The 21,760-nt window shown below is 64.0% G+C and carries 30 protein-coding genes and 1 tRNA gene; 21 read left to right on the top strand and 10 right to left on the bottom strand.

The window, feature by feature from the left end; all coding sequences use genetic code 11:
- Positions 1–104: 104 nt before the first annotated feature.
- Positions 105–365 carry a MarR family winged helix-turn-helix transcriptional regulator gene (locus OG203_RS37400; RefSeq protein WP_405161915.1) on the top strand — a complete coding sequence of 87 codons (261 nt, stop codon included), beginning with the start codon at positions 105–107 and terminating at the stop codon, positions 363–365.
- A gap of 11 nt (positions 366–376) precedes the next feature.
- Here the strand turns inward: OG203_RS37400 and OG203_RS37395 are convergent, their stop codons facing one another.
- A complete protein-coding gene (locus tag OG203_RS37395) occupies positions 377–943 on the bottom strand; it encodes a tetratricopeptide repeat protein (RefSeq protein ID WP_405161914.1) in 567 nt (188 codons plus the stop codon).
- Between the two features lie 355 nt (positions 944–1,298).
- Here OG203_RS37395 and OG203_RS37390 point away from each other — a divergent pair, with 355 nt between their 5' ends.
- A complete protein-coding gene (locus OG203_RS37390) occupies positions 1,299–1,646 on the top strand; it encodes a helix-turn-helix domain-containing protein (RefSeq protein ID WP_405161913.1) in 348 nt (115 codons plus the stop codon).
- A gap of 134 nt (positions 1,647–1,780) precedes the next feature.
- Here OG203_RS37390 and OG203_RS37385 read toward each other — a convergent pair whose 3' ends face one another.
- Genes OG203_RS37385 through OG203_RS37370 form a run of 4 tightly spaced genes read right to left on the bottom strand, consistent with a single transcriptional unit; the run spans position 1,781 to position 3,927 of the window.
- A complete protein-coding gene (locus OG203_RS37385; protein ID WP_405161912.1) occupies positions 1,781–2,350 on the bottom strand; it encodes a hypothetical protein in 570 nt (189 codons plus the stop codon).
- Between the two features lie 41 nt (positions 2,351–2,391).
- Positions 2,392–2,883 carry a hypothetical protein gene (locus OG203_RS37380; protein ID WP_405161911.1) on the bottom strand — a complete coding sequence of 164 codons (492 nt, stop codon included), beginning with the start codon at positions 2,881–2,883 and terminating at the stop codon, positions 2,392–2,394.
- Between the two features lies 1 nt (position 2,884).
- Complete coding sequence (locus tag OG203_RS37375) at positions 2,885–3,607, bottom strand: hypothetical protein (protein WP_405161910.1); 723 nt, start codon at positions 3,605–3,607, stop codon at positions 2,885–2,887.
- On the bottom strand, positions 3,604–3,927 hold the full coding sequence (locus tag OG203_RS37370) for a type VII secretion target (RefSeq protein ID WP_405161909.1): 324 nt from the start codon (positions 3,925–3,927) through the stop codon (positions 3,604–3,606). Before OG203_RS37370 ends, OG203_RS37375 begins: the two co-directional genes overlap by 4 nt.
- Positions 3,928–4,080: 153 nt before the next feature.
- On the opposite strand from OG203_RS37370, the gene OG203_RS37365 reads away from it, so the two are divergent.
- The 3 genes from OG203_RS37365 to OG203_RS37355 all read left to right on the top strand — a co-directional run bounded on the left by OG203_RS37365 (position 4,081) and on the right by OG203_RS37355 (position 6,243).
- Positions 4,081–4,461, top strand: a complete 381-nt coding sequence (locus tag OG203_RS37365; protein WP_405161908.1) for a hypothetical protein — start codon at positions 4,081–4,083, stop codon at positions 4,459–4,461.
- Positions 4,462–4,532: 71 nt separating this feature from the next.
- Complete coding sequence (locus tag OG203_RS37360; RefSeq protein WP_405161907.1) at positions 4,533–5,366, top strand: hypothetical protein; 834 nt, start codon at positions 4,533–4,535, stop codon at positions 5,364–5,366.
- A gap of 550 nt (positions 5,367–5,916) precedes the next feature.
- Positions 5,917–6,243: a hypothetical protein gene (locus tag OG203_RS37355; protein WP_405161906.1), complete on the top strand. Its 327-nt coding sequence runs from the start codon at positions 5,917–5,919 to the stop codon at positions 6,241–6,243.
- 968 nt (positions 6,244–7,211) lie between these two features.
- Here the strand turns inward: OG203_RS37355 and OG203_RS37350 are convergent.
- Complete coding sequence (locus OG203_RS37350; RefSeq protein WP_405161905.1) at positions 7,212–7,880, bottom strand: HAD family hydrolase; 669 nt, start codon at positions 7,878–7,880, stop codon at positions 7,212–7,214.
- Positions 7,877–8,725 carry a GntR family transcriptional regulator gene (locus tag OG203_RS37345; RefSeq protein ID WP_405161904.1) on the bottom strand — a complete coding sequence of 283 codons (849 nt, stop codon included), beginning with the start codon at positions 8,723–8,725 and terminating at the stop codon, positions 7,877–7,879. The genes OG203_RS37350 and OG203_RS37345 overlap by 4 nt, the downstream gene beginning before the upstream one ends.
- 120 nt (positions 8,726–8,845) lie before the next feature.
- Between OG203_RS37345 and OG203_RS37340 the strand changes: the two genes are divergently transcribed.
- The 14 genes from OG203_RS37340 (at position 8,846) to xerC (ending at position 17,870) form a co-directional block, all read left to right on the top strand.
- The gene (locus OG203_RS37340; RefSeq protein WP_405161903.1) at positions 8,846–9,325 is read left to right on the top strand and encodes a hypothetical protein; all 480 of its coding nucleotides are present in this window, start codon (positions 8,846–8,848) and stop codon (positions 9,323–9,325) included.
- A 127-nt stretch (positions 9,326–9,452) separates the two neighbouring features.
- Positions 9,453–10,199, top strand: coding sequence for a DUF2637 domain-containing protein (locus OG203_RS37335; RefSeq protein WP_405161902.1), 747 nt, complete (start codon positions 9,453–9,455; stop codon positions 10,197–10,199).
- A 13-nt stretch (positions 10,200–10,212) separates the two neighbouring features.
- Complete coding sequence (locus OG203_RS37330) at positions 10,213–10,470, top strand: hypothetical protein (protein WP_405161901.1); 258 nt, start codon at positions 10,213–10,215, stop codon at positions 10,468–10,470.
- Positions 10,470–10,817, top strand: a complete 348-nt coding sequence (locus tag OG203_RS37325; RefSeq protein ID WP_405161900.1) for a hypothetical protein — start codon at positions 10,470–10,472, stop codon at positions 10,815–10,817. Before OG203_RS37330 ends, OG203_RS37325 begins: the two co-directional genes overlap by 1 nt.
- A complete protein-coding gene (locus OG203_RS37320; protein WP_405161899.1) occupies positions 10,817–11,101 on the top strand; it encodes a hypothetical protein in 285 nt (94 codons plus the stop codon). Before OG203_RS37325 ends, OG203_RS37320 begins: the two co-directional genes overlap by 1 nt.
- Positions 11,098–11,319: a hypothetical protein gene (locus OG203_RS37315; protein ID WP_405161898.1), complete on the top strand. Its 222-nt coding sequence runs from the start codon at positions 11,098–11,100 to the stop codon at positions 11,317–11,319. Before OG203_RS37320 ends, OG203_RS37315 begins: the two co-directional genes overlap by 4 nt.
- Positions 11,319–12,623, top strand: a complete 1,305-nt coding sequence (locus OG203_RS37310; protein WP_405161897.1) for an FtsK/SpoIIIE domain-containing protein — start codon at positions 11,319–11,321, stop codon at positions 12,621–12,623. The genes OG203_RS37315 and OG203_RS37310 overlap by 1 nt, the downstream gene beginning before the upstream one ends.
- Positions 12,620–12,853, top strand: coding sequence for a hypothetical protein (locus OG203_RS37305; RefSeq protein WP_405161896.1), 234 nt, complete (start codon positions 12,620–12,622; stop codon positions 12,851–12,853). Before OG203_RS37310 ends, OG203_RS37305 begins: the two co-directional genes overlap by 4 nt.
- 21 nt (positions 12,854–12,874) lie before the next feature.
- Positions 12,875–13,186, top strand: a complete 312-nt coding sequence (locus OG203_RS37300) for a hypothetical protein (protein WP_405161895.1) — start codon at positions 12,875–12,877, stop codon at positions 13,184–13,186.
- A complete protein-coding gene (locus tag OG203_RS37295; RefSeq protein ID WP_405161894.1) occupies positions 13,183–13,398 on the top strand; it encodes a hypothetical protein in 216 nt (71 codons plus the stop codon). Before OG203_RS37300 ends, OG203_RS37295 begins: the two co-directional genes overlap by 4 nt.
- A gap of 198 nt (positions 13,399–13,596) precedes the next feature.
- A complete protein-coding gene (locus OG203_RS37290) occupies positions 13,597–13,839 on the top strand; it encodes a hypothetical protein (RefSeq protein WP_405161893.1) in 243 nt (80 codons plus the stop codon).
- Positions 13,839–14,468 carry a hypothetical protein gene (locus OG203_RS37285; protein WP_405161892.1) on the top strand — a complete coding sequence of 210 codons (630 nt, stop codon included), beginning with the start codon at positions 13,839–13,841 and terminating at the stop codon, positions 14,466–14,468. Before OG203_RS37290 ends, OG203_RS37285 begins: the two co-directional genes overlap by 1 nt.
- Positions 14,468–16,159, top strand: coding sequence for a replication initiator (locus OG203_RS37280; RefSeq protein WP_405161891.1), 1,692 nt, complete (start codon positions 14,468–14,470; stop codon positions 16,157–16,159). Before OG203_RS37285 ends, OG203_RS37280 begins: the two co-directional genes overlap by 1 nt.
- Before the next feature lie 226 nt (positions 16,160–16,385).
- A complete protein-coding gene (xerC, locus tag OG203_RS37275) occupies positions 16,386–17,870 on the top strand; it encodes a tyrosine recombinase XerC (RefSeq protein WP_405161890.1) in 1,485 nt (494 codons plus the stop codon).
- Between the two features lie 25 nt (positions 17,871–17,895).
- On the opposite strand, the gene OG203_RS37270 is transcribed toward xerC, so the two are convergent.
- Both OG203_RS37270 and OG203_RS37265 read right to left on the bottom strand, forming a co-directional pair.
- Positions 17,896–17,968: transfer RNA gene (locus OG203_RS37270), tRNA-Asn, on the bottom strand.
- 78 nt (positions 17,969–18,046) lie between these two features.
- Positions 18,047–18,937 (bottom strand): endonuclease/exonuclease/phosphatase family protein, encoded by an 891-nt coding sequence (locus OG203_RS37265; RefSeq protein WP_405161889.1) that lies wholly within the window; start codon positions 18,935–18,937, stop codon positions 18,047–18,049.
- A gap of 179 nt (positions 18,938–19,116) precedes the next feature.
- Here OG203_RS37265 and OG203_RS37260 point away from each other — a divergent pair, with 179 nt between their 5' ends.
- Positions 19,117–19,257, top strand: coding sequence for a hypothetical protein (locus tag OG203_RS37260; protein WP_405161888.1), 141 nt, complete (start codon positions 19,117–19,119; stop codon positions 19,255–19,257).
- 205 nt (positions 19,258–19,462) lie between these two features.
- Positions 19,463–19,708 (top strand): hypothetical protein, encoded by a 246-nt coding sequence (locus OG203_RS37255; protein WP_107654933.1) that lies wholly within the window; start codon positions 19,463–19,465, stop codon positions 19,706–19,708.
- Between the two features lie 87 nt (positions 19,709–19,795).
- Here the strand turns inward: OG203_RS37255 and dnaG are convergent, their stop codons facing one another.
- Positions 19,796–21,721, bottom strand: coding sequence for a DNA primase (gene dnaG, locus OG203_RS37250; RefSeq protein WP_405161887.1), 1,926 nt, complete (start codon positions 21,719–21,721; stop codon positions 19,796–19,798).
- Positions 21,722–21,760: the final 39 nt, after the last annotated feature.

The raw sequence follows: 21,760 nt of genomic DNA, 5'->3' as shown, positions 1-21,760 counted from the left end.
CCACGTCTTCAGCGAATTCGACCTGGGCCGAGGCGAATTCGACGTCCTCGCCACCCTCCGCCGCTCCGTTTGAACTCACCGCAGGCGACCTACGCGACTCCACGATGGTGACCTCCGACGCCGTCACCAAACGCGTAGACCGCCTCGAACACGCCGGACTAGTCAACCGCCACGCAGCCCAATCCGACGCCCGCAGCCGCCTGATCCAACTAACCAACCAAGGCCGCACCGTCACCGACAAGACAGTCGAACACCACGCCCACAACGAATCGCGTCTACTCTCCGGCCCCACCCCCGAAGATCAGCAAGCCCCAACCACATCGCTACGCAAGCTAACTCAGACATTGCCGCCGAACGAACGTTAAGCCGTCCGCAGCTACGGGCTCTTACCCTCGGCCCGCCCGCGCCAGTATTCGGCCTCATCGATCTCGCCACGTTCGGCAAGCAACCGGCTCAGGTTGCTCATCGCACGGTAGTCATTTCCGTCGGCGGCCCAGCGGAACCAGGATTCGGCATCGTCCGCCTCGCCGCGTTCAACGTGCATTATGGCCAGGTTGGTCATTGCCTCGAGATGACCGGCGTAAGCGATCTGGCGATACCAGAATTCGGCGTCGTGTTTCTCGAACCGCCCGGCGAGCATGATGCTCAGGTTCGCCATCGCGTGTTGGTGGCCGACGGCGGCAGCCTGACGAAACCAGTACTCGGCGCTCCGCGTCGCACCGCGCTCGGCAAGGAAGAGGCCGAGAATGTTCATCGCCCAGGGGTCATTGGCGTTCGCGGCCCGGCGAAACCAGTTTTCCGCCGCCGATATCTCACCGCGCTCGGCGTACAGGATGCCGAGGGTGCACATGGCGCGGGGGTGTTCAGCGGCGACCTGGCGACGCCAGTATTCGACCTCCGATGTCTCACGGCGCAACGCGAGCAGGATTCCCAGATCGGTCATCGTCGTGGTTTCACCCGTACCGGCGCGCGCCGTCGGCCCGCTACTCGAATGATGTTCGGCCGCAGCGCGATAGCGCGAGTATCCGGTTGCCAACCCACAGCGCCACCCTGCGCAGCTCGACCTGTGTGATCCACTTTCACATCCCGCAATCGTCTCTGCCGACGCCCGGCGCGGCCCCCGTGGACCGTGTGGATCCTCCGAATAGATCCCGCGCCCGCCAAGTCCCAACAGCGACACTAATACTCACTTTTGAGTACCGCAACACCCACTCTTCGCAGTTCCAGACCATCAGCTTCGGAAAACTTTTGACTGCTCCGATTGGGTGAGCCGGTGTTGCCATGGATACGCTGGTCCGATGGCGAGAGAGGACGCGTTGGGCGCGCGAGCGCGCGAGCGGCTCAATGCCGCCGTTGCTCGCGCCATCCGGGATCGCCGTCTCAAACGGGAGATGACCAGGGAGCAGGTTTACACGACCGCCGACCTGCCCCGCGCCACCTACGACCGGATCGAGAAGGGCGAGACGCTACCCGACGTCGGCCGACTCGAGGCAATCGCGCACGCGCTCGACACGACGGCGGTCGGAATCATCAACGAGGCCAAGCGATCTCTCGAAGAGACCCCCGAAATCAGCCAGACCGCGAACCGCGAGGAAACATCTGCCCGAGCGGCCAGAATCTACGGCCGCATGCTGGGCCTGGAGTGACGTTGTGCCACAACAACTTCAGCAGTCGCCATAATCCGCCCCCTGCGCTTCGGAGTCGTGCCCGATCAGCATTGGGAGCGAATGCCATTACGCTAGAAGATCTTCCATGTTCGCTGTTTGATCACCCGCGCCCGCTAGCGGAGGTTACCTTTGACCGAAACAGCGGCAGCGAAGTTCGGGTGCGCGCGGATCACCACCGTCGTCCTGTCCACGATCGGCCGAATACGTACGTACCGGGTCGCGCGACCGAATGCACTGGCGGCCACGACAAGACCACATGGAAACCAGCCGGGAAAGAATATAAGCACCACCGGCATAGACACTTCTCCGACAACTCCCGCCTGGGCCGCCATCCACAATACGACGATGGCGACGATGCCGGATAGCGCAAAGACGTAGCCGATCAATCGAAGCACTCGGGACTGCCAGATGCAACGTTTACATACCGGCCAATCGCCGCTGAGTTCGGTGTTGCTCTCCGGTGTGCGACGGTAATGTCGGAGACCCCAGAAAAAGTTTGTCGCCCAGGTACTTTGCACTCGACCATGCGTTCCCTCATGGAAGCGCACCACCCCGGAACGGCGCTCGACAGCGAGCCGGCCGTGTCGAGCGCATACATCGGGCAGCGGTCGACTCACTTCCAACGCCAGGTAACCCGGCACCGCCGTTCGGCCTGCCCTCGCCTGAAGCTCCAGCGCGCTCATCGAACCGGTCCTGGTTCGAACGGGCACAGGTACGTCTTGCTTCACACCATCCATCCACGCTGTCGGCGTTCCCGGAAATACAGATCGTCGTCGTCCGGATCGTCAGGCGCAACAACCTGGTCGCGGTTGGGTTTACGCGTACCCGCGATGACATGTCCCGACCCAGCACTCGGCTGAAGGTTCGGTTGGTTATCGGTCGACGTCAAAGGCGGCGTGTGCACCGGTTCCCCGGGTTGTTCGCGATATCTTTCCAGCTCCGCCCGCCCCCGCTCGGCCAAGCGAGCCCGCTCCTCGTCCGACATTGCCGCAAAACGTTGCAGCGCATCAGGCATCACTCTGTCGAGTGTGCGGCTGAACGCATCGGTGCGCGCGAAGTCGCGCACGCCGAGTTTCCCGGCGAGGACCCCGCGGATCTGTTCCTTCATGGCCGGATCGGAGGTGTTGGCGGCGAGGGTACGCAGCGCGTCGGATAGTCGGCGCGACACGGCGATATCGCCGCGGGCAACGTCGAAGATCGGTTCGGGAATGTTCATCTCACGCTCCAGGGTGGTCGTAACCGGTGCCGGGTAGCTGCGGGATCTCCTTCGACCGCACCGTCGCCACACCGTCCAGGATCGCGGCGACGGCGGTCTCACCGGCCGTAGCGAACGTTGCGTACTTGGTCAGCGCCTGATTCCACAGACCGACCATCTTCACCATGTCGTAGACGACCGCCGCCTCCAAACCGGCCGACGCGATGGCACCGATGCCGGTGGACGCGGCCGCGGTAGCCGCCGCCTCCTCTATAAGCGCGATGACCGCCGTGTCGATGATCGACTGAATCAGAAACGAGACTCCTTGGGCCGCATAGTATGCCGATAACGCGAAGGTATCGATGTCCTGCGCGATATTCTTCAGCGGAGCGACCTGGCTGTCGATCGCATCACGGAACTCATCGAAATACGATCGAGCCGAATCGGCTGCATTTCCACGCCAGGAGTCAACGCCCTTGACTGCGGAATAGACTGTGCGTGCATAACTATCGTTGTATTTCGAGAGGGCCCTTATTGCCGCACCAGCTTTTTGGATCTGCGCCCAGTCTCCGGCGAACTCGGTTGTCGCCCATGCCAGCGGATCCTTGCCGATGACCTGGACGATGAACTGATCAACCCAATACGTCATCGAATACACATTGTTGTTGAGAAACAGCTCGACCGGATCAGCTACCGGATCCTGCACTTCCGGCTCTGTCAGCTGGTCCACTGGCGCGTCGCTCACCGCCGACCTCCGGGGTAGGTTCGGTCCAGCGCAGCCGCAGTGGCGTGATCAGTGGTGCGATACATCTGCGCGGCCTTCGCCACCTCGTCACCCGACTGGCTCGTGAGCCGCCCCAACGTCTCATAGTTCGACGCCAAGTCCACGCGCAGCTGCTGGATGGTGTCGGCAACCCGGCTGAAGATCACTCCGGCTCGGTCTCGCGACAGATCGACATGCTCCTTCAGGTATGTCTCCGACTGAGCGTTGTCAGTCCCAAGTTGCTTCAACTTCGTGGACAAACCATCGAGCGTGGTTGGTTCCACCGTGAGATCGTCTGCCATCAGAATCCTGTCTCCATAGTCCGTCAAAGCTATGACGCACCATGCGCGGCTTTGGTTCCACTCGAGACAGCTCGAACCAAGACGTGCTGGCGTCCGCTTGGGTATTCAGGGGCTGGCTACCGGCCCGCGAACTCACCTGGCATGTTGGGGCGTATGAGCGAACAGTGGCGAGATGGTGAGCTTGCGGAGTTCGTCGGGGTGATTCGACGCGGCATCGAGGACGACGGTGGTGCGGCGTTCAGCTTCCGTGGGCATGGCGTGTTCACGGCAACGTCCGCTGGTGGCCGCGACTACGCGATAACGGTCACCCCGGCCCCGGCTGAGCCGCCTCCCATCGATCAGGCCGCCTACGACCGCGCCGTTGCCGACTATGGGCGTCAGTTCGTCCCCGATGTTGACACCCTGAACGCCGCAGCGAACCTCATCCGTTTGTACGGCCACAAGAAGATCATCGAAGGTGTCCGCGAGGACCGAGAACTCGCGGATAAAGTCCAAGAGTTCGCCGACTGGGTAGGGCGCGGAATCGAACGATGATGGCATTCTCCGACTGACGGCGACCTCAGTTTCACTCGTGGAAGTGCATGGTGCCCGCGAGAATTGGCGGCATGACTGGCTTCGTGCTGACGACACAACGGCGGAACGAACTGGCGGCACTCCTGGAGGACGAGCAGCGGCTCCGGACGGAGTATCCGAAGGTAGCGGACTATCTGGACACAGCTCCGCGGTTGTCCGGCACCGGGGATTCTGGCGCTGACTCGGCGTTCGACCTCCGGCTGGTGCACTACATGACGGGCGGAGAGTCCCCGACGGGAAACCCGTACTGGGACATCGTCGGCCCGTCGGTGGCGGAGGACAGCGGGCGTCGCGTGGTGAACGGCGGTCGATCGAACGGGAGCGCTCGCCTCGGCTACGCGCAGACGATCTTGCAAGCGGCCTACGCCTACGCGGTGCCGTCCCCGGAGACATTGCGGTGGATCGAGCGGTTCGCGCAGGGGCGAAGAGTCCTGGAGCTGGGCGCGGGTCGCGGCTATTGGGCGGGACAGTTGGCGCGAATCGGGGTGGAGGTCGCGGCCTTCGATTCCGAACCACCAGACCGAGCCGGGAACGTGTCGTTTCCTGAAGCGTCCGGACAGCTGGATGTATGGCACCACGTTGGCGGCTTGGCAGAGTTCGCGGCGGAAGAGCAGTCGGGGTGTGTCCTGCTCCTGTGCTGGCCCCCGGGCTGGGGCGATCCCATGGCGTCCAAGGCGCTGCACGCATTCGAGGAGGCAGGCGGGGAACGGCTGATCTACCTCGGCGAGCCCAAGGGCGGCAAGACTGGCGACGATGCGTTCTTCGATCACCTCGACGCGACATGGCATCTCGAATCCCCAGACCCGCACTATGTTTCGTGGTGGAACCTGGCCGATGCCGGTCAGGGGTGGGTTCGCAGGCGTTAGAGACACAGCAGCCCGCTCGATCGAGGCGCATCCGGGCCCGAAAACGAGTTCGGCCCCCGACCAAGATGTATAACTCCTGGTCAGGGGCCGTACAGGCTCCCCCATCTGGACTCGAACCAGAAACCTGCCGACTAGCAGAACAACGGGCTACCACGGACAATCCGAGACTGTCCAGCACTACGTGAAAGCTGTTGTGATGCAGGGTGTTACCCGCATGACGGACACTCTTGAACGATCCGGAACAACTTGGAACTACCGAGACGGCCGGTCACTTAGTGGAGCGTTTCTGGAGCGAGTTCGATTTCGCGGCCGGGCTGATCGCAGTGCTGACCCCCCGCTCTACGACCTGAATGTTTGCTGCGTGCGGCGTGTCGCAGGATGAACCGATCCAAGCTTGCGGCAGATTCGAATACGTCGAGTACCTGTTAACCGACTGATCGGAGAAGGGTCTATGACGTTGTCGAGAGTTGCTTCAGGCGTGCTTGTGGCCGTGGCGTGTGTGTCGCTGGTTGGGTTGTCGGGTACGGCGAATGCCAGGCCGGACGCCACGGTGACGGTCGAGAAGGCAACCTACGTCGATGATTTGAACGTCGATGTGACGATCAGCTACACCTGCGCCAAGGGTGAAGCGAAGGGCGTTTTGGTATCGGTATCCCAAACCGACCCGGCCCTGGATGAGGAGAACGGAGTGGGTGACGCTGGCGGCTCGAATTCGACTGAGAAGATCACCTGCAAGGGCAAACCGCAGAGCGTGACGCTTCGAGTCAACAACAGCGGCCAAGATGAATTCGCGCATCCGGGTGCGGGTGATGTGCGGGCGACGATCTACGGCTCGAATGGCGTGATCAAGGACAACAAGAAGAACCTGACGTGGTAGCAGTTTCTGTCGGATGGGCTGCGGTACCGCGGTAGGTTGTTGATCCGCTAACTGCTGTTCTCCCCGCTTCCTCATAGCTGCCGCCCTGAAGCGAGGGAGTGCGTGTCAAGGGTGGCGTAGCCATCACGGAGTGACGCCGTAGGCGCTCTTGACTCGTGCGAGTGAGGTCAGATACTTCGGCAATGAGGAGGCGGGGGGAATGTCCGCTGGTGTCACCGGGGTGGGCTGGAACCGCGGCGTGGATGGTGGCGTCGAAGCTGGCATTGACGAATCGGGACCACAGCCAGTCACCCCGTCAGGTGCCGGGCGATGCGTGATCAGCTGCGGAGGTAGGTCGGGGACGGCTCACGGCGTGCCCACACTTACTCGGCTATGCCCAAAGCGACCAAGAGTGTCCTGGAGTGGCAGTTGTGAGCGCAAGCGCGGTTACCGACGTGCCGACGCGCCCGCCTGCCGCAGCTTGCGGAGGCCGGCGGTCGCGCGGCGCGGCGCGGCGGTAGCCGCGCGGGCGGCGCGCAGCGCCGCTCTTGATCCTCAATGGCGGAATTCGGCAGCAACCGCGTTCGGTAGTGAGCGAACCTAATTGGGGCGCGTCAGACTGACACTCCAGTGACATCGCGGAACTCGCTGCGGTCCAACGGTTCCGGTGCTTAAGGTGGTGAAACCTCCCCTCAAGGGACGGTGTGGCAGCTGGTCCAGGCCGCATCGTGCCGAGGAAGGAGGTGGTGGGTTTGGCGAAACATCGCCGGAAAAAGCAAGAGGCTCCGGTCGACTACGGCATCGTCTTGGTAGGAGTTGCCGTAATCGCCGGAGCACTCGTCTTGGTCCGCTGGCTGCGAGCTAGCTAGCCCACCGGGGTGGGGCGTCGCACGAACGGCGTCCCACCTTCCAGCATCACTTGCGTGACGGCTTCATGCTATCAAGATTGCATGAAATCATGATAGGGCCGAAGAGATCAGAGGACGTGTTCATGAACCGTCCAGGGCGGTACGGATTTCGGCCATGCTGGTAACGAGCGCAGCGGGAGAGTGCGCCCGGAAGCGAGCGACCTTTTCTGGTCGGTTCGCGAAAGCGATCACAGGGATGTGCGCCGTATGCCCCGCTTCGATGTCCGACACGGAGTCGCCGATGAAGATGCAAGCGCCAGCGTGGGCGTTGAGGTCGTTCGTCGCGGCGTAGAGAAGGTACGGATCGGGCTTCAACAGGGTGAGGTTCTCGGGCGTCCGACCGTAGATCCCGGCCACAAGTTCGCGGAGCCCGTGGGCGTTGAGGTACGTGTCGATGGCGGTAGTGGAGTTGTTGCTAACGACGCCGATAGTTCGTCCGTTCGCGATGAGGGCGCGCATCAAGGCTGGGGTTGCCTCGGTAGGACGCGCCACTCGCACGGCGGCTATTTCGAGCTCTGTTAGTCGATGCTCGACAGTGCGAGCGGTTGCGGCGTCGTAGGCGGCGGCGTAGCTGAGGAGACCGAACGGATCTTTGGCGGAGGCAAGATCGTCGGGAATCGGTGAATCAATCAGGGCTGCAAGCTCTTTGGAGACAGATCGATCAGTGACTTCCGAGAAGACGGCACAGATCGGCCCATCGAAGTCGAAGAGTACGCAGGAGCGGTCGTGCAGTAGTTCGGTGAGATTCACGACGGTCGGTAGTCCCGAGCGACGGAGTTCCAGATGCTGTCGAACCAGATCTGGGACTGTTCGACGAACTGGCTGTCGTTGGAGTCGGGGTCGGCGTCCTGGCCGTGTTCGAAGAGGGTGGCATCCTTGCCCATGAGATCCCAGACAGCGACGGATTCTCCGTCGAGTTCCAGTCGGTGTTCGCGGACTGGGTAGTAGCCGAAGAAGGCTTGCTCGCCGTTCAGGATGTAGAGCTTGAACAGCGGGACGGCGGGGTATGAGCGCACCTGAGCGGTTGCACTGGTGACGAGACCGAGTGACGCGAGTTCGTGCACGGAGTCGACGATCGCAGTCGTGTGGCGCTCCATGATGCGTATTGCACGGCGCCGGAATGCGGGGCTGTCGGCGAGATCATCGGTGCGTGCCGGTAGAGACCACGGCATCGAAGCATCTGGGACCAGCAGGCGGACAACCAGCGACTCTGGCCGAAGTCGTCCCTCCCTGATTCGGTCGAGTGGTTCCGCGATCGCTCCATGCAAAGTCTCGCCAGAGAACCCAGCGAAATCGATGGTTACTGCGGTTGCCTCGAATGCGCGCTCGATGTGGCGGCGCAGACCCACCGGACGTTCAGTGCGCTCACGAACGAAGACGCCGCTGCCCTTTCTGGAGACCACGAGGGACTCGTCGCGAAGAATTCGAATCGCCTGCTCAACAGTCGCTTTCGCCACTCCGTAGCGCTCGACGAGTTGAGGCCCGGAGGGCAGCTTCTCCCCCGGTGCGAGCTTCCTCGTGAGGATGGCCGCCCGTAGCACGTTCGCGATTTGCTGCGAAGCGGGCCGAGGGTCGTCGGGGTCAATGGCATCCATGTCCACAGGATAGTCGATCTGCCTAGGTAAGCCAGGAAGGCTATTGACCTACCTAGGGAACATGCGTAGATTGAAGATACCTAGGGAGGCTGGGTAACTTTCAATCGACTAGGAGTCACGATGGCGATCAGCAAGGGTCACAAGTTCTCGATCGAGTCGTCGGCGGCGTTCCCTAAGCGTTTGTTGCTGATGGGTGGGATCGGTCCGGCGATCAAGTACAACCCGGACCGCAACGCGTTGCCGGAGCAGAAGTTCGATATCGATCCGAAGAACCCTGATGTGGGCACGGGTCTGCCGTTGTGGACGGCAACGGTCACTGATCCGCATGAGGCCAGTGACGGTAAGGGTAAGCGGGCCTCGTTCGAGATCACGTTCGTTTCGCGTCATCAGCCGATTCCGGCTGGTGAGCAGGTCACCGACGATATCTGGTTCATCGAGGTGGAGGGGTTGACCGCTGAGCCGAAGGTGATGGGTCAGGGCGAGTTCAAGTACCTCGGGTACACCTACCGCGCGACGGGCATCAAGGGTGACACCTCCGGTGCCAAGCAGCCGCCGAATGATCCGGGTGCTGCTCGTCCGTCTGCGTCGAAGGCGGCGTGATGATGCGTATCGATGGCAAGGCCAGCTTGTGTGCGGTGTGCGGTCATTCCGAGTACGTGCATCGTTCGATGGTTGCTGATCACGCTTTCGTGCCTGCGGTATCCGGCTTCGGATCGGTTGCGGCGTAATGGGTGCGGCGGATCAGTCGGCGGGGATGGTTTGGGCGCGCTGGTCCGCCGTGGTCATCATCGTCATCATCGGGACAGCTGCGTTCGTACTGTCCTTCGCTGCGTTGCGTGATCTGGCGATTCTTGCCAACACTCCGAAGCAGTGGGCGTGGCTGTTCCCGGTGATCGTCGACGGCACCATCATCCAAGCAACCATCTCCGCCTTGGTGCTGGCTGCCAGTCCCGAACGTCGCTGGTTCCTGTGGGTCCTCGGCACCGGCGCCATGGTGTCGATCGCGGGCAACTCACTGCACGCGGTCGCGGCCGGCCGAATCCTGCCGTGGTGGGCCTCAGCCCTGGTCGCGGCGATTGCCCCGATTTCCCTCCTCGTTGACACGCACGGTCTGGCGGTGTTGTTCCGTGCCGCCCAACACGATTCGATCCCTGAGCCCGTCACGGTGAGCGAACCAGCACCGGCGAAGTCTCCGGTCCCGGCTCGTCGTAAGGCGGTCAAGCGTCGCGATCCGAACATGATTGCTCGGGCGGTAGCGATGCACGCCGCTGGCGAGTCTTACGCCGAAATCGGTAGGGCACTGGGTGTTTCAGCCCGCACGGCGGCGAACTACGCAACTTCGGCCGCACCGACCCCGGCACCTGCTGCGGCTGCCACACCGGCACCAGCAGCGCCCTCCCCCGCACCCGTGGTGGTGCGTCCCATTCATCCCGTGCGGCCGGTGCAACAGGCGCTGCCACTCACGGTGTCCTGACAAGGAGTCTCTGATGTCTTCGACTGTATTCACAAGTGCCACTGCTGAATTCGAGAGGGTGGTGTATCTGCCTGCTCATCCGTACCGCTACGGGCCTGATGAGCGGTTCGAGATGGCCGTTCCGGCTTACGTGCGGGTCGATCTCGGAGCTGATGCGTGGCTGAGGCTGAGCATCGAGGATGCGCGTGGCGTGCTGGCGGGATTGGTGACGGTGCTGGCCGAACACGATGCCGCTACCGCTCGCGTCGATCTGGTGAAGGCGGTGGCGTGATGTCGGAATTGATGCACCAGTGCGAGAACCACTGGGTCACCCCGAACATGTCCGACCGGACCTCGATAGAGATCTCACGCGGCGCAGCCAAGGTCGTTGCCGAGGGTGCGATCGGTGCCCGCTACGACAAGTGCCGTGCGGCGGTCATGCTCACTCTCGGTGGACTGGGAACGGGGTGCCGGGGCCTGTTGGGTGGGTGGTATCTGCGACCGGAAGACATTCCCGGCGTTATCGAGGTCCTTGAGGCTGCTTACCGGGATGCGTTGATCGCCAATGGCGCTGACCTGCCCCCGATTCCGTACGTGGATATCACCCTGCGGGCGCGTGAGAACAGCGAGGTGGCGTGATGCCCGCGACTGCCAAACGCGTTGTCCACCCGCCGTTCCTGGTGGCTGTTCTCGGTGTTCCTGCGGTCGCGATCATGGCGACAGCGGTGCTGCTGACCGCCGACCGCTCACCAGCCCCGGTGGCCTATCACACCACTGTCCGTGCTGATGGGTGCGTGATGTTCTGCGAGGACGTGCCGAAGCCGTCGTTTCGTGACGCGAACTGCCCCGACGGGCCGCCGTTGATCGGTTTCACGTTGTGGACGTGCGCGACCGGTAGCCCGAAACCGGAGGGGAAGCGGTGACGAGTACTCCGATCATGGGTGAGCTGCGGAACGTGAAATACGTTGCGGCATCACCGGTTCAACCGGTCCAGTCCGCGGCTCGGATGTCGTTCCTCGTCGGCCGGACAGAAATCCGGCTGAGCCTCGATGATGCTCGCGTGCTGGCCGAGGTGCTGCCGAACGTGCTCGCTGAGCATTCGGTGTCGCTGTCGTTCGAGCCGTTGCGGGGGTTGGTGTGATGGCGCTGACTGAACTCACGGTCGCTGGTGGTGCGCTCCTCGGCACGGGTGGGTTGGTGTGGCTGCGCCACCTCGGTGCCGGTGCTCGCCCGAAGACGGTGCAGGACATCGCTGCGGATGCCCCGCTCGAATTGCGTACTGCCGTCTCGATTCTGGCCGATCCGCTGCAAACCAATCTGATGTTCGCGGCCCTGGATCTGGGTTCGGTGCAGGGCGGGTTTCCCAAGCTTGAACGCTACGACTACTCGCGCTTCGGGCTAGAGGTCGACGTGCTCATGCTCGGCGGGCAGTCGCTCAAGGACTGGGCAGGCGACGAGACCTTGAACCAGTTCGCGACCTATCTCGGAGTGCCGAAGGTGACAGCGTCGTCACCAGAACCGAGCTGGGTCCGTCTCCAGGTGCGGGTGTTCGACACCCTCGTCGCCCCGGCAACGACGCCGGGAACGGTCCCCAATGGTGTGGACCTGGAGGCGGTCCCGGTCGGAATCACCGAGGACTACGACACCTGGCGGCTCAAGGTCCTCTACTCCCACATCCTGCTCGCCGGGGCCACGGGTTCGGGGAAGGGCTCGGTGATCTGGTCGATCCTGGCCGGTCTCGGTGTGGCGATCCTCGCCGGTTTGGTGGATGTCCGCCTGGCCGATCCGAAGGGCGGTGCGGAGTTCGGACGCGGCGAGGATCGGTTGTTCACCCGCTTCGCTGTCGATACCGACTCGATTCTCGCGATGCTCAAAGAAGCGGTCGCGGAGATGGATGAGCGGTTGGTCCGGATGCGTCGTGCCGGGCTGCGCAAGCTCGTCCCTACCACCGATGAACCGCTGATCCTGATCATCATCGACGAGGCTGCCTCGCTGTCGTCCTATGCCAACCGCGCCCAGCAAGAGGAGTTCCGTCAGCAGACCGGGCTGCTGCTGTCCAAAGGCCGTGCGGCAGGGGTGTCGGTAATCGCGGCCCTGCAGGACCCGTCGAAAGAGACGATGCCCAACCGGCAGCTGTTCCCGACCCGAATCGGGCTGCGCCTGGACGAACCGAACCAAACCACCATGGTTCACGGGCAAGGCGCACGTGATCGTGGTGCGCGCTGCGACGAGATCAACGAACACACCCCCGGCGTCGGCTACGTCGGCGAAGACGGCACCACCGGATTCGTGCGGGTACGTGCCTTCTGGGTCAACGACGAAGCCGCCGACGCGATCGTGGACGCCTTCTCCCCGGCCCCCGAAATCAGCGGCCCCACACAGGATTACAGCGGCTTCGACCCTGACGACCTCGGCGACGGCAACGAAGACGGGGTGGCGGCATGACCAGCATGCGAGACATCCCGGCCGATCCGGTGGTGAGCCTGCGACTGAGCGGGTCAGCAACCTTCGTCAACGACGTGCTGGCGTTGCTGGAAGCCCTCGGTTTCGACCTCACCGTGGAGAGCAACTACCTGGCCCGCCACACCCACCGCGACGTACGTATCTACGCCTCGATCACACCGCGCTCGCTGCGTCCGCTGCGCTGGCTGCCTACCGACTCCGAAAGGCGGTGAACAGACATGAAGCGAGGGTTCGTGACCGAAACTCACGTCGTCATCTACTGCGACATGTGCGGTGACATCTACACCGAAAACACCGGCGAATCAATCTGTTTCGACTCCACACAGCAAGCCGTCGACTACATCCAAACCCGCTCGGCCGGTGTCGGCTGGCTCTACGACGGTGACCGGATCTGGTGTGACGGCTGCATAGCCGCTGACCACTGCGACCGCATGGGACACCAATTCCCCGACACCTGGCAGACCACTAAACGCCTGCTCGGCATCTCCACCCGTCTCCGCACCTGCACTGTGTGCGGCATCCCTGAAATCGAGGCCCTGTCATGACCATTCACCACCTCCACCCCGCCGACGACTTCGACCGCGAAGACATCGACGCCGCCATCCACCTCCGTTCAGTACGCCGCTGCCGCCTCGAACGCGGCGGGCTGGACTCGATCGCTATCGCGGTGCGCTTGCTCGCTGAAACCGGTGAGGCTCCGGGCTGGGATGACGCCCTGGACGACGTCGACGGTTCCGATTGGGACTGGGCAGCATGAGCACCGCTGCGAGGCCGATCTGCTGCGGGACAGCGATGTCCATCGAGCGGGTCAGTGTGTGGGACGGCGGAGAGGTCATGCACTGCTACGAGTGCGGCCATTGGGAACCCTACGAGACCGACGAAGACGGCCATTACTGCGGCGATCCCGAATGCGAACGCTGCGGTATGTGGGAGCCCAATGGCGCGGCCCGGCTCGATGAGTACAGACCGTAAACGGGTGCAGTGGGGCGTGCTGATCGGTCAGGCAGTGCGCCCCCTGCCCAAGGCTCGCAACGTCACCGACGCGGTCCTCTACGCCTGCCACCTCAAAACCAACAGACGGGTGAAAACCATTGTGGTGTACCGGGATTCGGACACCGAGAACTGGCGGAAATGGATCGATGAAACTCCCGTGCCGACACAGCTGGCACTGGATCTGTACGACAAGGAGGCCCGGTAATGGCGACGAAAACCACTGAGACACAACAAAGCCTGGCAGAGGTGCTCACCGAAGCGTTCCTGATGCTGGGGTGGCAGATCCTCAAGGCTGGGGTGGTGACGGTGTGGTGGGCGGTGCTGTTCCCGATGGTCTCGATCCCGGTCGCCGGTGCTGTCGCGGCCGGCCTTTTCTTCGGGTGGCCGTGGGCGGTCGTGGTGGTCGGGGTGTCCATCGCGGGGATGGTGCTCTGGCGTGCGAAGCATCCGGAGACCTTCGAGCGGTGGCTCACCGGACGCGCACGTGCCCGCTTCCTGCGGTGGTGGCGCTACCGGCTGCGCTGGGACAAGCGACTAGACGCCTGCAAACTCACCGTGGCGGGTGAGGCGTCGACGTTCGTTCCGTGGCTCCTCATGGCCGAGATCGGCGACAGCATGGACTGGGTGCGGGTGCGGATGCTCGACGGTCAGTGTCCCGCCGACTACGAGAACCGTGTCGATCGCTTGGCCCACACCTTCCAAGCTCTCGAATGCCGCGCTCACGTCGTCGGCCCCGGTGTTGTCGAGCTGGTGTTCCGCTACGCCGATGCCCTCGCCGAACCCGTCCCGGTACCCCGTCTCGATGCTGCTCGCTTCTGGAAGGACGCTGCCTGATGAACGACACCACCACCGAACCCAAGGCAGGGGGGACAGCGGCTCAGCGCCGCGCCCTACCCAACCTCTACGAGGTCGCCCAGGCCGCAGCTGATCAGTACCAGGTGTGCAAGCGTCCGATCGCGATGCGGGTCGAAGACCCCAAGACCGGCACCGTGACCTACGAGGGTTCGCCGTGCAAGTCCACGATCGAATCGGTGTGCCCGGCGTGTGCAAAGGCGAATCGGCTGCTGCGGATCGCCCAATGCCGCGAAGGCTGGCACGCCGCTACCGAACCCGTCGAACCGGCCAGCGACCCGACCGACTTGCAGGTCGAATTGCTCACCGCCCGAGCCGATCTCGTCGCCCAGTACCGCCAAGCTGTCGCTGACGGGGATGAGGAGTTGGCGGCCGGTATCGCGGAGGTGATCCGGGACCTGGACATCGAGCTGCGGGAAACAGGTCTGCGTGGTCGTCTCCCGGTCTTGGACGCTACGGGCAAGGATCGGCGTCGTCGCTCCACTCGTCGCCGTCAGGATGTGCCGGACCTGCCTCGCCGCAAGGTCACCAAACGCACTGTCGGCAAGGCGATCGGCGGTCACCTGTCCTCGATGTTCGTCACCTTGACCATGCCCAGCTACGGCCACATCAACCGTGACGGCGCGGTCAACGACAAGGGCGAACCCTGCTCCGACGGTTCCCCGGTCGACCCGGACAGCTACGACTACCCCACTGCGGCACGCGATATCGTGTTCTTCTCCAAGCTGGTCGACCGGTGGATTCAGAACCTGCGTCGCTGTGTCGGCTACGACGTGCAGTACTTCGCCACCGTGGAACCCCAGCGTCGCGGTGCCCCGCACCTGCACATCCTGATCCGGGGCGTGGTCTCCCGCGAAATCCTCAAGCAGGTCACCGCGGCTACCTATCACCAGGTGTGGTGGCCGCGCTTCGATGCCGAAAACCAGGTCTACGGGGGCAAGCATCTGCCGGTGTGGGATCACAAAAAGGCGACGTTCGTAGACCCGGAAACCGGTCGGGCACTGACGTATTGGGATGACGCCTTGGACATCCTCGACACCATTGATGACCTCGAGCCTGCGCATACGGTGCGGTTCGGGTCACAGATGGACCGCAAGCAGATCACCGGCATCGCCGCAGGGACGGAAAAGGCCGGCCGAACCATCGGCTACGTCACCAAGTACCTGGTCAAGTCGATCGCCGAAATCGTCGAGCCGCAATCCGACCGTGCCGCAGAGCATTACGACCGCCTGCACACCCAGCTACAGCACACCCCGTGCTCGCCGCGCTGCGCGGTCTGGCTGAAATACGGCATCGTCCCCCAGGGTGCCAGCGACAAAACCGTGCCCGGACGCTGCCGGGGCAAAGCACACCGGCGAGACACTCTCGGCCTGCCCGGTCGTCGGGTGCTGGTCTCGCGCAAGTGGTCCGGCAAGACCCTGCCCGATCACAAGCAGGACCGGGTCGAGTTTGTTCGGCAACTGCTCGCAGACGCCGGAATCGTCAAACCCGACACCAGTCACCTGAAGGTGACGCCGGTCGAACCAGGTGACAAGTCCCGGCCCCTGCGGGAGTACCTGATCATGGGCGCGATCGCCAAACGCACCACCTGGCGCGCGGAACTCCTGAAAGCCCAGCTGGCCGCCGGTCCACCGGAGCCACCAGAAACTTCGGCAACTCAGCAAGCAGCATAGGAGGAGGTCACGCATATGAGCATCCGAGCAGAAGTTACGAGCCTTGGTCAGCGGTGGGCAACCACTCGGGAGGCGGCCGCTATCGTGTGTTGCCATCCGGAGGTGTTGCGTCGCTGGAATCGTGAGGGCTCTGCACCCTTCGCATTGCCGACGCCGAAACGTCGTGGCCGCCAGCTCCTTTGGGATGTACAGGCGTTGCACGAGGCAATGGAGTCGATCGCTGCTGATGAGCGGGCTGCGTAGCGGCATGGCAACAGGTGGTCGGCCGCCTGGTGAGCTGGGCGTCGCGGGTGCGGTCTGGTTGACCGAGCTGCGTCCGGGTCATTGGGAGGCACAGACGTGGGTTCGGGATCGCAGTGGTCGGCGTCGGCGAGTGCGTCGCGTGTCTCCGGATCGGTTCGATAGTCGCGGTCGTCGGGTACCGGATAAGGACGGCAGTCGTGCTGATGCGGCGGTCCGTGCTGCGGCTGCTGGACTGGCTCCGGATACGGGCAACGATCAGATCACCGCACGTACGACCGTAGAAGCCCTGTGGACGGCGTATCGGGCCTATCTGGTGAAGAAGGGCCGCGCGGACAATACGTTGCGGCTCTATGACCGCTGGGCGGCAATGTTGGTTGCCGAGTACGGGTTTCGTCGTATCGGGCAACAGGAGTTCACGACGGGCACCGCAGAGTCGTTCCTGGAGGGGGTAGCGGCGAACCATGGCCGCGGCTCGATGTTGAACGCGCGCTCGATGATGTCGGGCATGTTCCGCTTCGCGGTGCGCCGGAGTCAGGGGGCGATAAGCGTGAATCCGGTGCGGGAGGCCGAGATACCGGAGAACGTGACCCCGAGGGGCCGCACAGGTGGTGCGGCGTACATAGAGATCGAAGACTTGTGCTTCATCCTGGCGTCGGTCTACTGGTCCACGGTTCCGTGTCCGCGCAAGCTGACCAAGGCCGAGCAGAAGCGCGGAATCCGTTCCTACACACCGCCTACGGTCGCGGAGTACTGCGACAGTGCCGATTTGGCAGACCTGGTCACGATCATGAGCGCGGTCGGTCAGCGTCCGAGCCAGGTACTGGGTCTCGCGTGGCCGTTCTACGACCGCAAGCGGCGCACCATTCAGACGGTCGGGAAAGTGGTTCGCGTGCCGGGCAAGGGCTTGGTGCGGGTGGTCAAGGACAACGATCCGAAGAACCCGCAAGGCACCATTGCCCTACCGGAGTACGCCGTCGAAGTCCTCGACCGTCGATGGGAGCGGATGCAGCTGCGCAAACGCGAGACTCCCCCGCCCACCGCATTCGACACACTGCTGGGATGCCGACCTGAGGAGTTGATTTTCCCGTCGTTCGAGTGGACGCTCCGGGATCCGGTGAACGTGAATCATCAGTGGCAGCGTGTTCGTGAGGCGTTGGGGTTGCCCGATGACGTGGTCCCGTACTCGCTCCGCAAATTGATAGCCGGGCTGCTCGATGATGAGGGACTGTCGGCTCGGGTGACCGCTGATGTGCTCCAGCATGCCGATCCGGCAATGACACAGCGCAAGTACATGCAACGCGGGCGGGTGCATCATGGCGCGGCGGCGGTGGTCCACAACGCGGTCATGGCCGGGCTCGGTCGGGATGAGGATGATCGTGACACGGAAGGACGAGGTCCGAGTTTTGGGAGCGTTAGTGGAGCGTTTCGGGGTCTGGGAACGAATTCGACCCCTGACCCGGTTCAGTGATACCCAGGTCAGGGGTCGTATCAGGCTCCCCCATCTGGACTCGAACCAGAAACCTGCCGATTAACAGTCGGCTGCTCTGCCAATTGAGCTATAGGGGACTATCCTCGGCTCGTCTGTGCTAGGCGGGCCGAGGAGAAACTTTAGCGTATGGGCGGGCGCCCGCCCAAATCGCGCCGCTACCTGCTGACTTGTGGGGCGAGGGTGGCGGTGGCGGCGCGGTGGTCGCTGCCGGGGGTGTGGCGGACGGTGGCGTCGAGGGGGGTGAGGCCGCGGGTGAGGATGTGGTCGGGTCTGGTCAGGGGGAATTGGGCGGGCCAGGTGAAGCCGAGGCCGCTGCGGACGTCTTGGAGGGTTCGGGTGAGTGGGGTGAGTTCGGGGTCGGTGGAGGCGGTGTTCAGGTCGCCGAGGATCAGTAGCCGGTCGGCGGGGTCGCGCTGGACCAGGTCGGTGAGGGTGTGCAGGGTGCGGTTGCGTGAGTCGGTTTCGCCGAATCGGACGGAGCCCAGGTGCACGGCGTAGACGGTGATGTCGCCTGCGGGCGATTCGATGCGGGCGCGTAGGGCTCGGGCCCACCCTTGGCCTAGGTCCAGGCGTTCGACGTCGTCAAGGGGGTAGCGACTCCAGAGGCCGATGGTGCCGACGGTGGCGACGTGCGGGTGCTGTGGATCCAGGGCCGCCGCGACGGACGGCCGGTTGCGATCGGTGAGTTCCTGTACCGAAATCACTGCGGCGTCGGTCAATTCGGCGGCTGTGCCGCGCGCGCCGAGGTTCTGGGTGGCGACGCGGAGTTCGGCGGTGGATGACGGCCCGTCGGGCCGTTCGACGAGCTGCGGCACGAATAGGACCGACCAGGCCAGGATCGGTGCCACCACGGCGGCGATACCGACCTTGGAGCCAGTGGCGAGCGCGACGGCGGCGAGTAGCAGCGTCGGGACCAGCAGCCATGGCAGAAAACTGCCGACCAGCTGGCGCAGTCCGCCGATCTCGGGCAGTAGTCGATGGGCGACCAGCAGTCCGCCGAGTAGTGCGGCGGCGGCCGCGAGCGTGATGTCTCTTGGAGTCCCCATGACGGCCACGATGAACGCGGTAGATGAGAGGTTCATGAATCCGGGCGTGTTCGACCGTTCTCACATGGAAGTAACGGCACGGCCACCATCCGGAGAGAGTATGAACACATAGGGCTGAGAACGTGGCGAAGTGGGCACTCCTCAGCAACCCGCTGAGCAAAAGGAACGAGGAGGCCGCCATGAACGAATTCGCATGCGGCGATTGCTGGCGCAACGAGAACCTGACCTTCGCACAACGACTGGATCCGGCGCTCATCCGCCGCGGCCAGCGCCAGCTGTGCGAGGAGCATCGGGCCAAGCGAGAAGAACTCGCCGCCTGACCTGTCCGGTCTCGATCACCTGGTCGGGTTACGCCACCGCAGCTGCCCGACCAGGCCGATACGGCTCCCCTCCCTGGCCGAAACATGCTGCGGGTCTTGCGTGCCGAGGTGGCGCGCCGCCCCAAGCCCCCATCCGGATCGACACGGCCACCGCGCGTCGGGCAGGATAGACCCGCGAACAGGCAACTGGGAGGAGCACATCGAGATGCTGCGGTTGATCATCGGCGTGGCGGCCGGATATGTACTCGGCAGTAAGGCCGGGCGGGCTCGCTACGAACAGATCAGCGCCGCGACCCGTGCGCTGTCGGAAAGTCCGGTGACCCGCAAGTTGGTGCTCGTCGGCAGGCAGAAGTTGTCGGACAAGCTCAGCACCAAGCCGCGGCTGGAACCGATGGAGCCGCTGGACGAGCGCACCACCATCCTGGTGCCGCAGGATCAGCTGCGCCGTTGAGCGCGGTGCCGGACACTGCTCCGCTGGGTGGCGTCGAGACGACCCGCCACGGAACGTGGCACCTGGGGACCCGACGGACGCGAGTTACTAAGCCCCGGTAGCGAAGTCGTCGTGATTCCCCATCGCCTGCGTCAACAGACTCTTGCGATACTGCTCCAACGCCACCAGATCCCCGAACAACGCCATATAGGCATCAGGCTGCTCAGTAGACGACACCCGCTGCAGCTTCGACTTCAGCTCCGCGATCTGCCGCCCCACCCAAGCCTCCTGGGTACGCGCGAGCACCCCCGCGACGAACCGCGGGATCCCCGCCGCGTTCTTCACCGGCAGCGGCTCGTTCGCCAGCTCGGACAGCAGCGCACGCATGGTCAGATCGTCGGTACGGTCCGCGACCGCGTTGACCCACTCGGCACCCCCGAGCCCGAGCCCGGTGCCGCCCACCTCGGCGATCAGCTGCCGAACCGCCGCGTAAGCGGGATGGGTGAAGGCATCGGCCTCCAGCGAGTCGAACACCGACCCTGCCATCGCCGGATACTGCAGCGTCGCGGCGAGCACCTGCCGCTGCGGCATCAACGTCGGATCGTTCGGATTGGGCCGCGCCGCAGGATGTTCGGCGACCGTCTCGGCCTGCCGGGCAGCGGGTGCCTGGCGTCCACCGGTACTGCCGCCGCCCATCCGATTGCGCTTGGCTTCGTCGCCGACCCGACGGACAACGGTCTGGATGTCATCCCAGCCGACCCACCCGGCCAGTTTCGTCGCGTACGCCTTGCGCAACGCGTTGTCCTTGATCTGCGCCACCACCGGAATCGCCCGGCGCAACGACTCGACCTGTCCCTCGGCGGTGTCCAGGTTGTGGTCGGCGAGCAGGCCACGAATCACGAACTCGTACAACGGGGTTCGCCGCGCCACCAGATCGCGGACGGCGCTGTCGCCGGAGTGCTGACGTAGCTCGCACGGGTCCTGCCCGTCGGGTGCCACCGCGATGTAGGTCTGCCCGGCCAGTTTCTGGTCGCCCGCAAAGGCTTTCAGCGCGGCCGCCTGGCCCGCCGCGTCGCCGTCGAAGGTGTAGATGATCTCGCCGCGCCAGAAGTTGTCGTCGAGCAGGAGTCTGCGCAGCAGCGCGAGGTGCTCGTCGCCGAAGGCGGTGCCGCAGGAGGCGACGGCGGTCTTCACACCGGCCAGGTGCATGGCCATCACGTCGGTGTAGCCCTCGACGACGACGGCCTGATGCCCCTTGGCGATGTCCCGCTTGGCCAGGTCGAGGCCGAACAGCACCTGAGACTTCTTGTACAGGATCGTTTCCGGGGTGTTGATGTATTTGCCAGGCATGGTGTCGTCGTCGAAGAGCTTGCGCGCGCCGAATCCGATGACGTCGCCGCCGAGATTGCGGATCGGCCAGAGCAGCCGCCGATGGAACCGGTCGATCGGGCCGCGCTGGCCCTGCCTGGACAGCCCGGCGCCCTCCAGCTCCTTGAACTCGAAACCCTTGCGCAGCAGATGCTTGGTCAGCGTGTCCCAGCCCGCGGGCGCGTAACCGCAGCCGAACTGCTGGGCGGCGGCGGCATCGAAATTGCGGTCGGTGAGGAACTTGCGCGCCGTCTCCGCGCCCGGCTCGCGCAGCTGAGCCATGTAGAACTCGTGCGCGGCGGCGTTGGCGGCGACCAACCGGGAACGGGTGCCCCGATCGCGCTGCACCGAGGTGCCGCCGCCCTCGTAGTTGATCTGGTAGCCGATCCGGTCGGCCATCTGCTCGACCGCTTCGACAAACCCGACATGATCGATCTTCTGCAGGAACGCGAAGACGTCACCGCCCTCACCGCACCCGAAGCAGTGAAAGAGGCCGTGATTCGGCCGCACGTGAAACGACGGCGACTTCTCGTCATGAAACGGGCACAGCCCCTTCATGGAGTCCGCGCCAGCGCGCTTCAGCGCGACGTACTCCCCCACAATGTCTTCGATGCGGACGCGGTCACGTATCGCCGCGATATCGCGATCAGGGAGTCGTCCGGCCACGGCACGAGTCTAGGCCAACCCGAGCCGACGCCTACGCAG

It is taken from the genome of Nocardia sp. NBC_01499, from assembly GCF_045040275.1.
GTDB lineage: Bacteria > Actinomycetota > Actinomycetes > Mycobacteriales > Mycobacteriaceae > Nocardia.
This window is presented reverse-complemented; position numbering and strand designations above follow the sequence as displayed.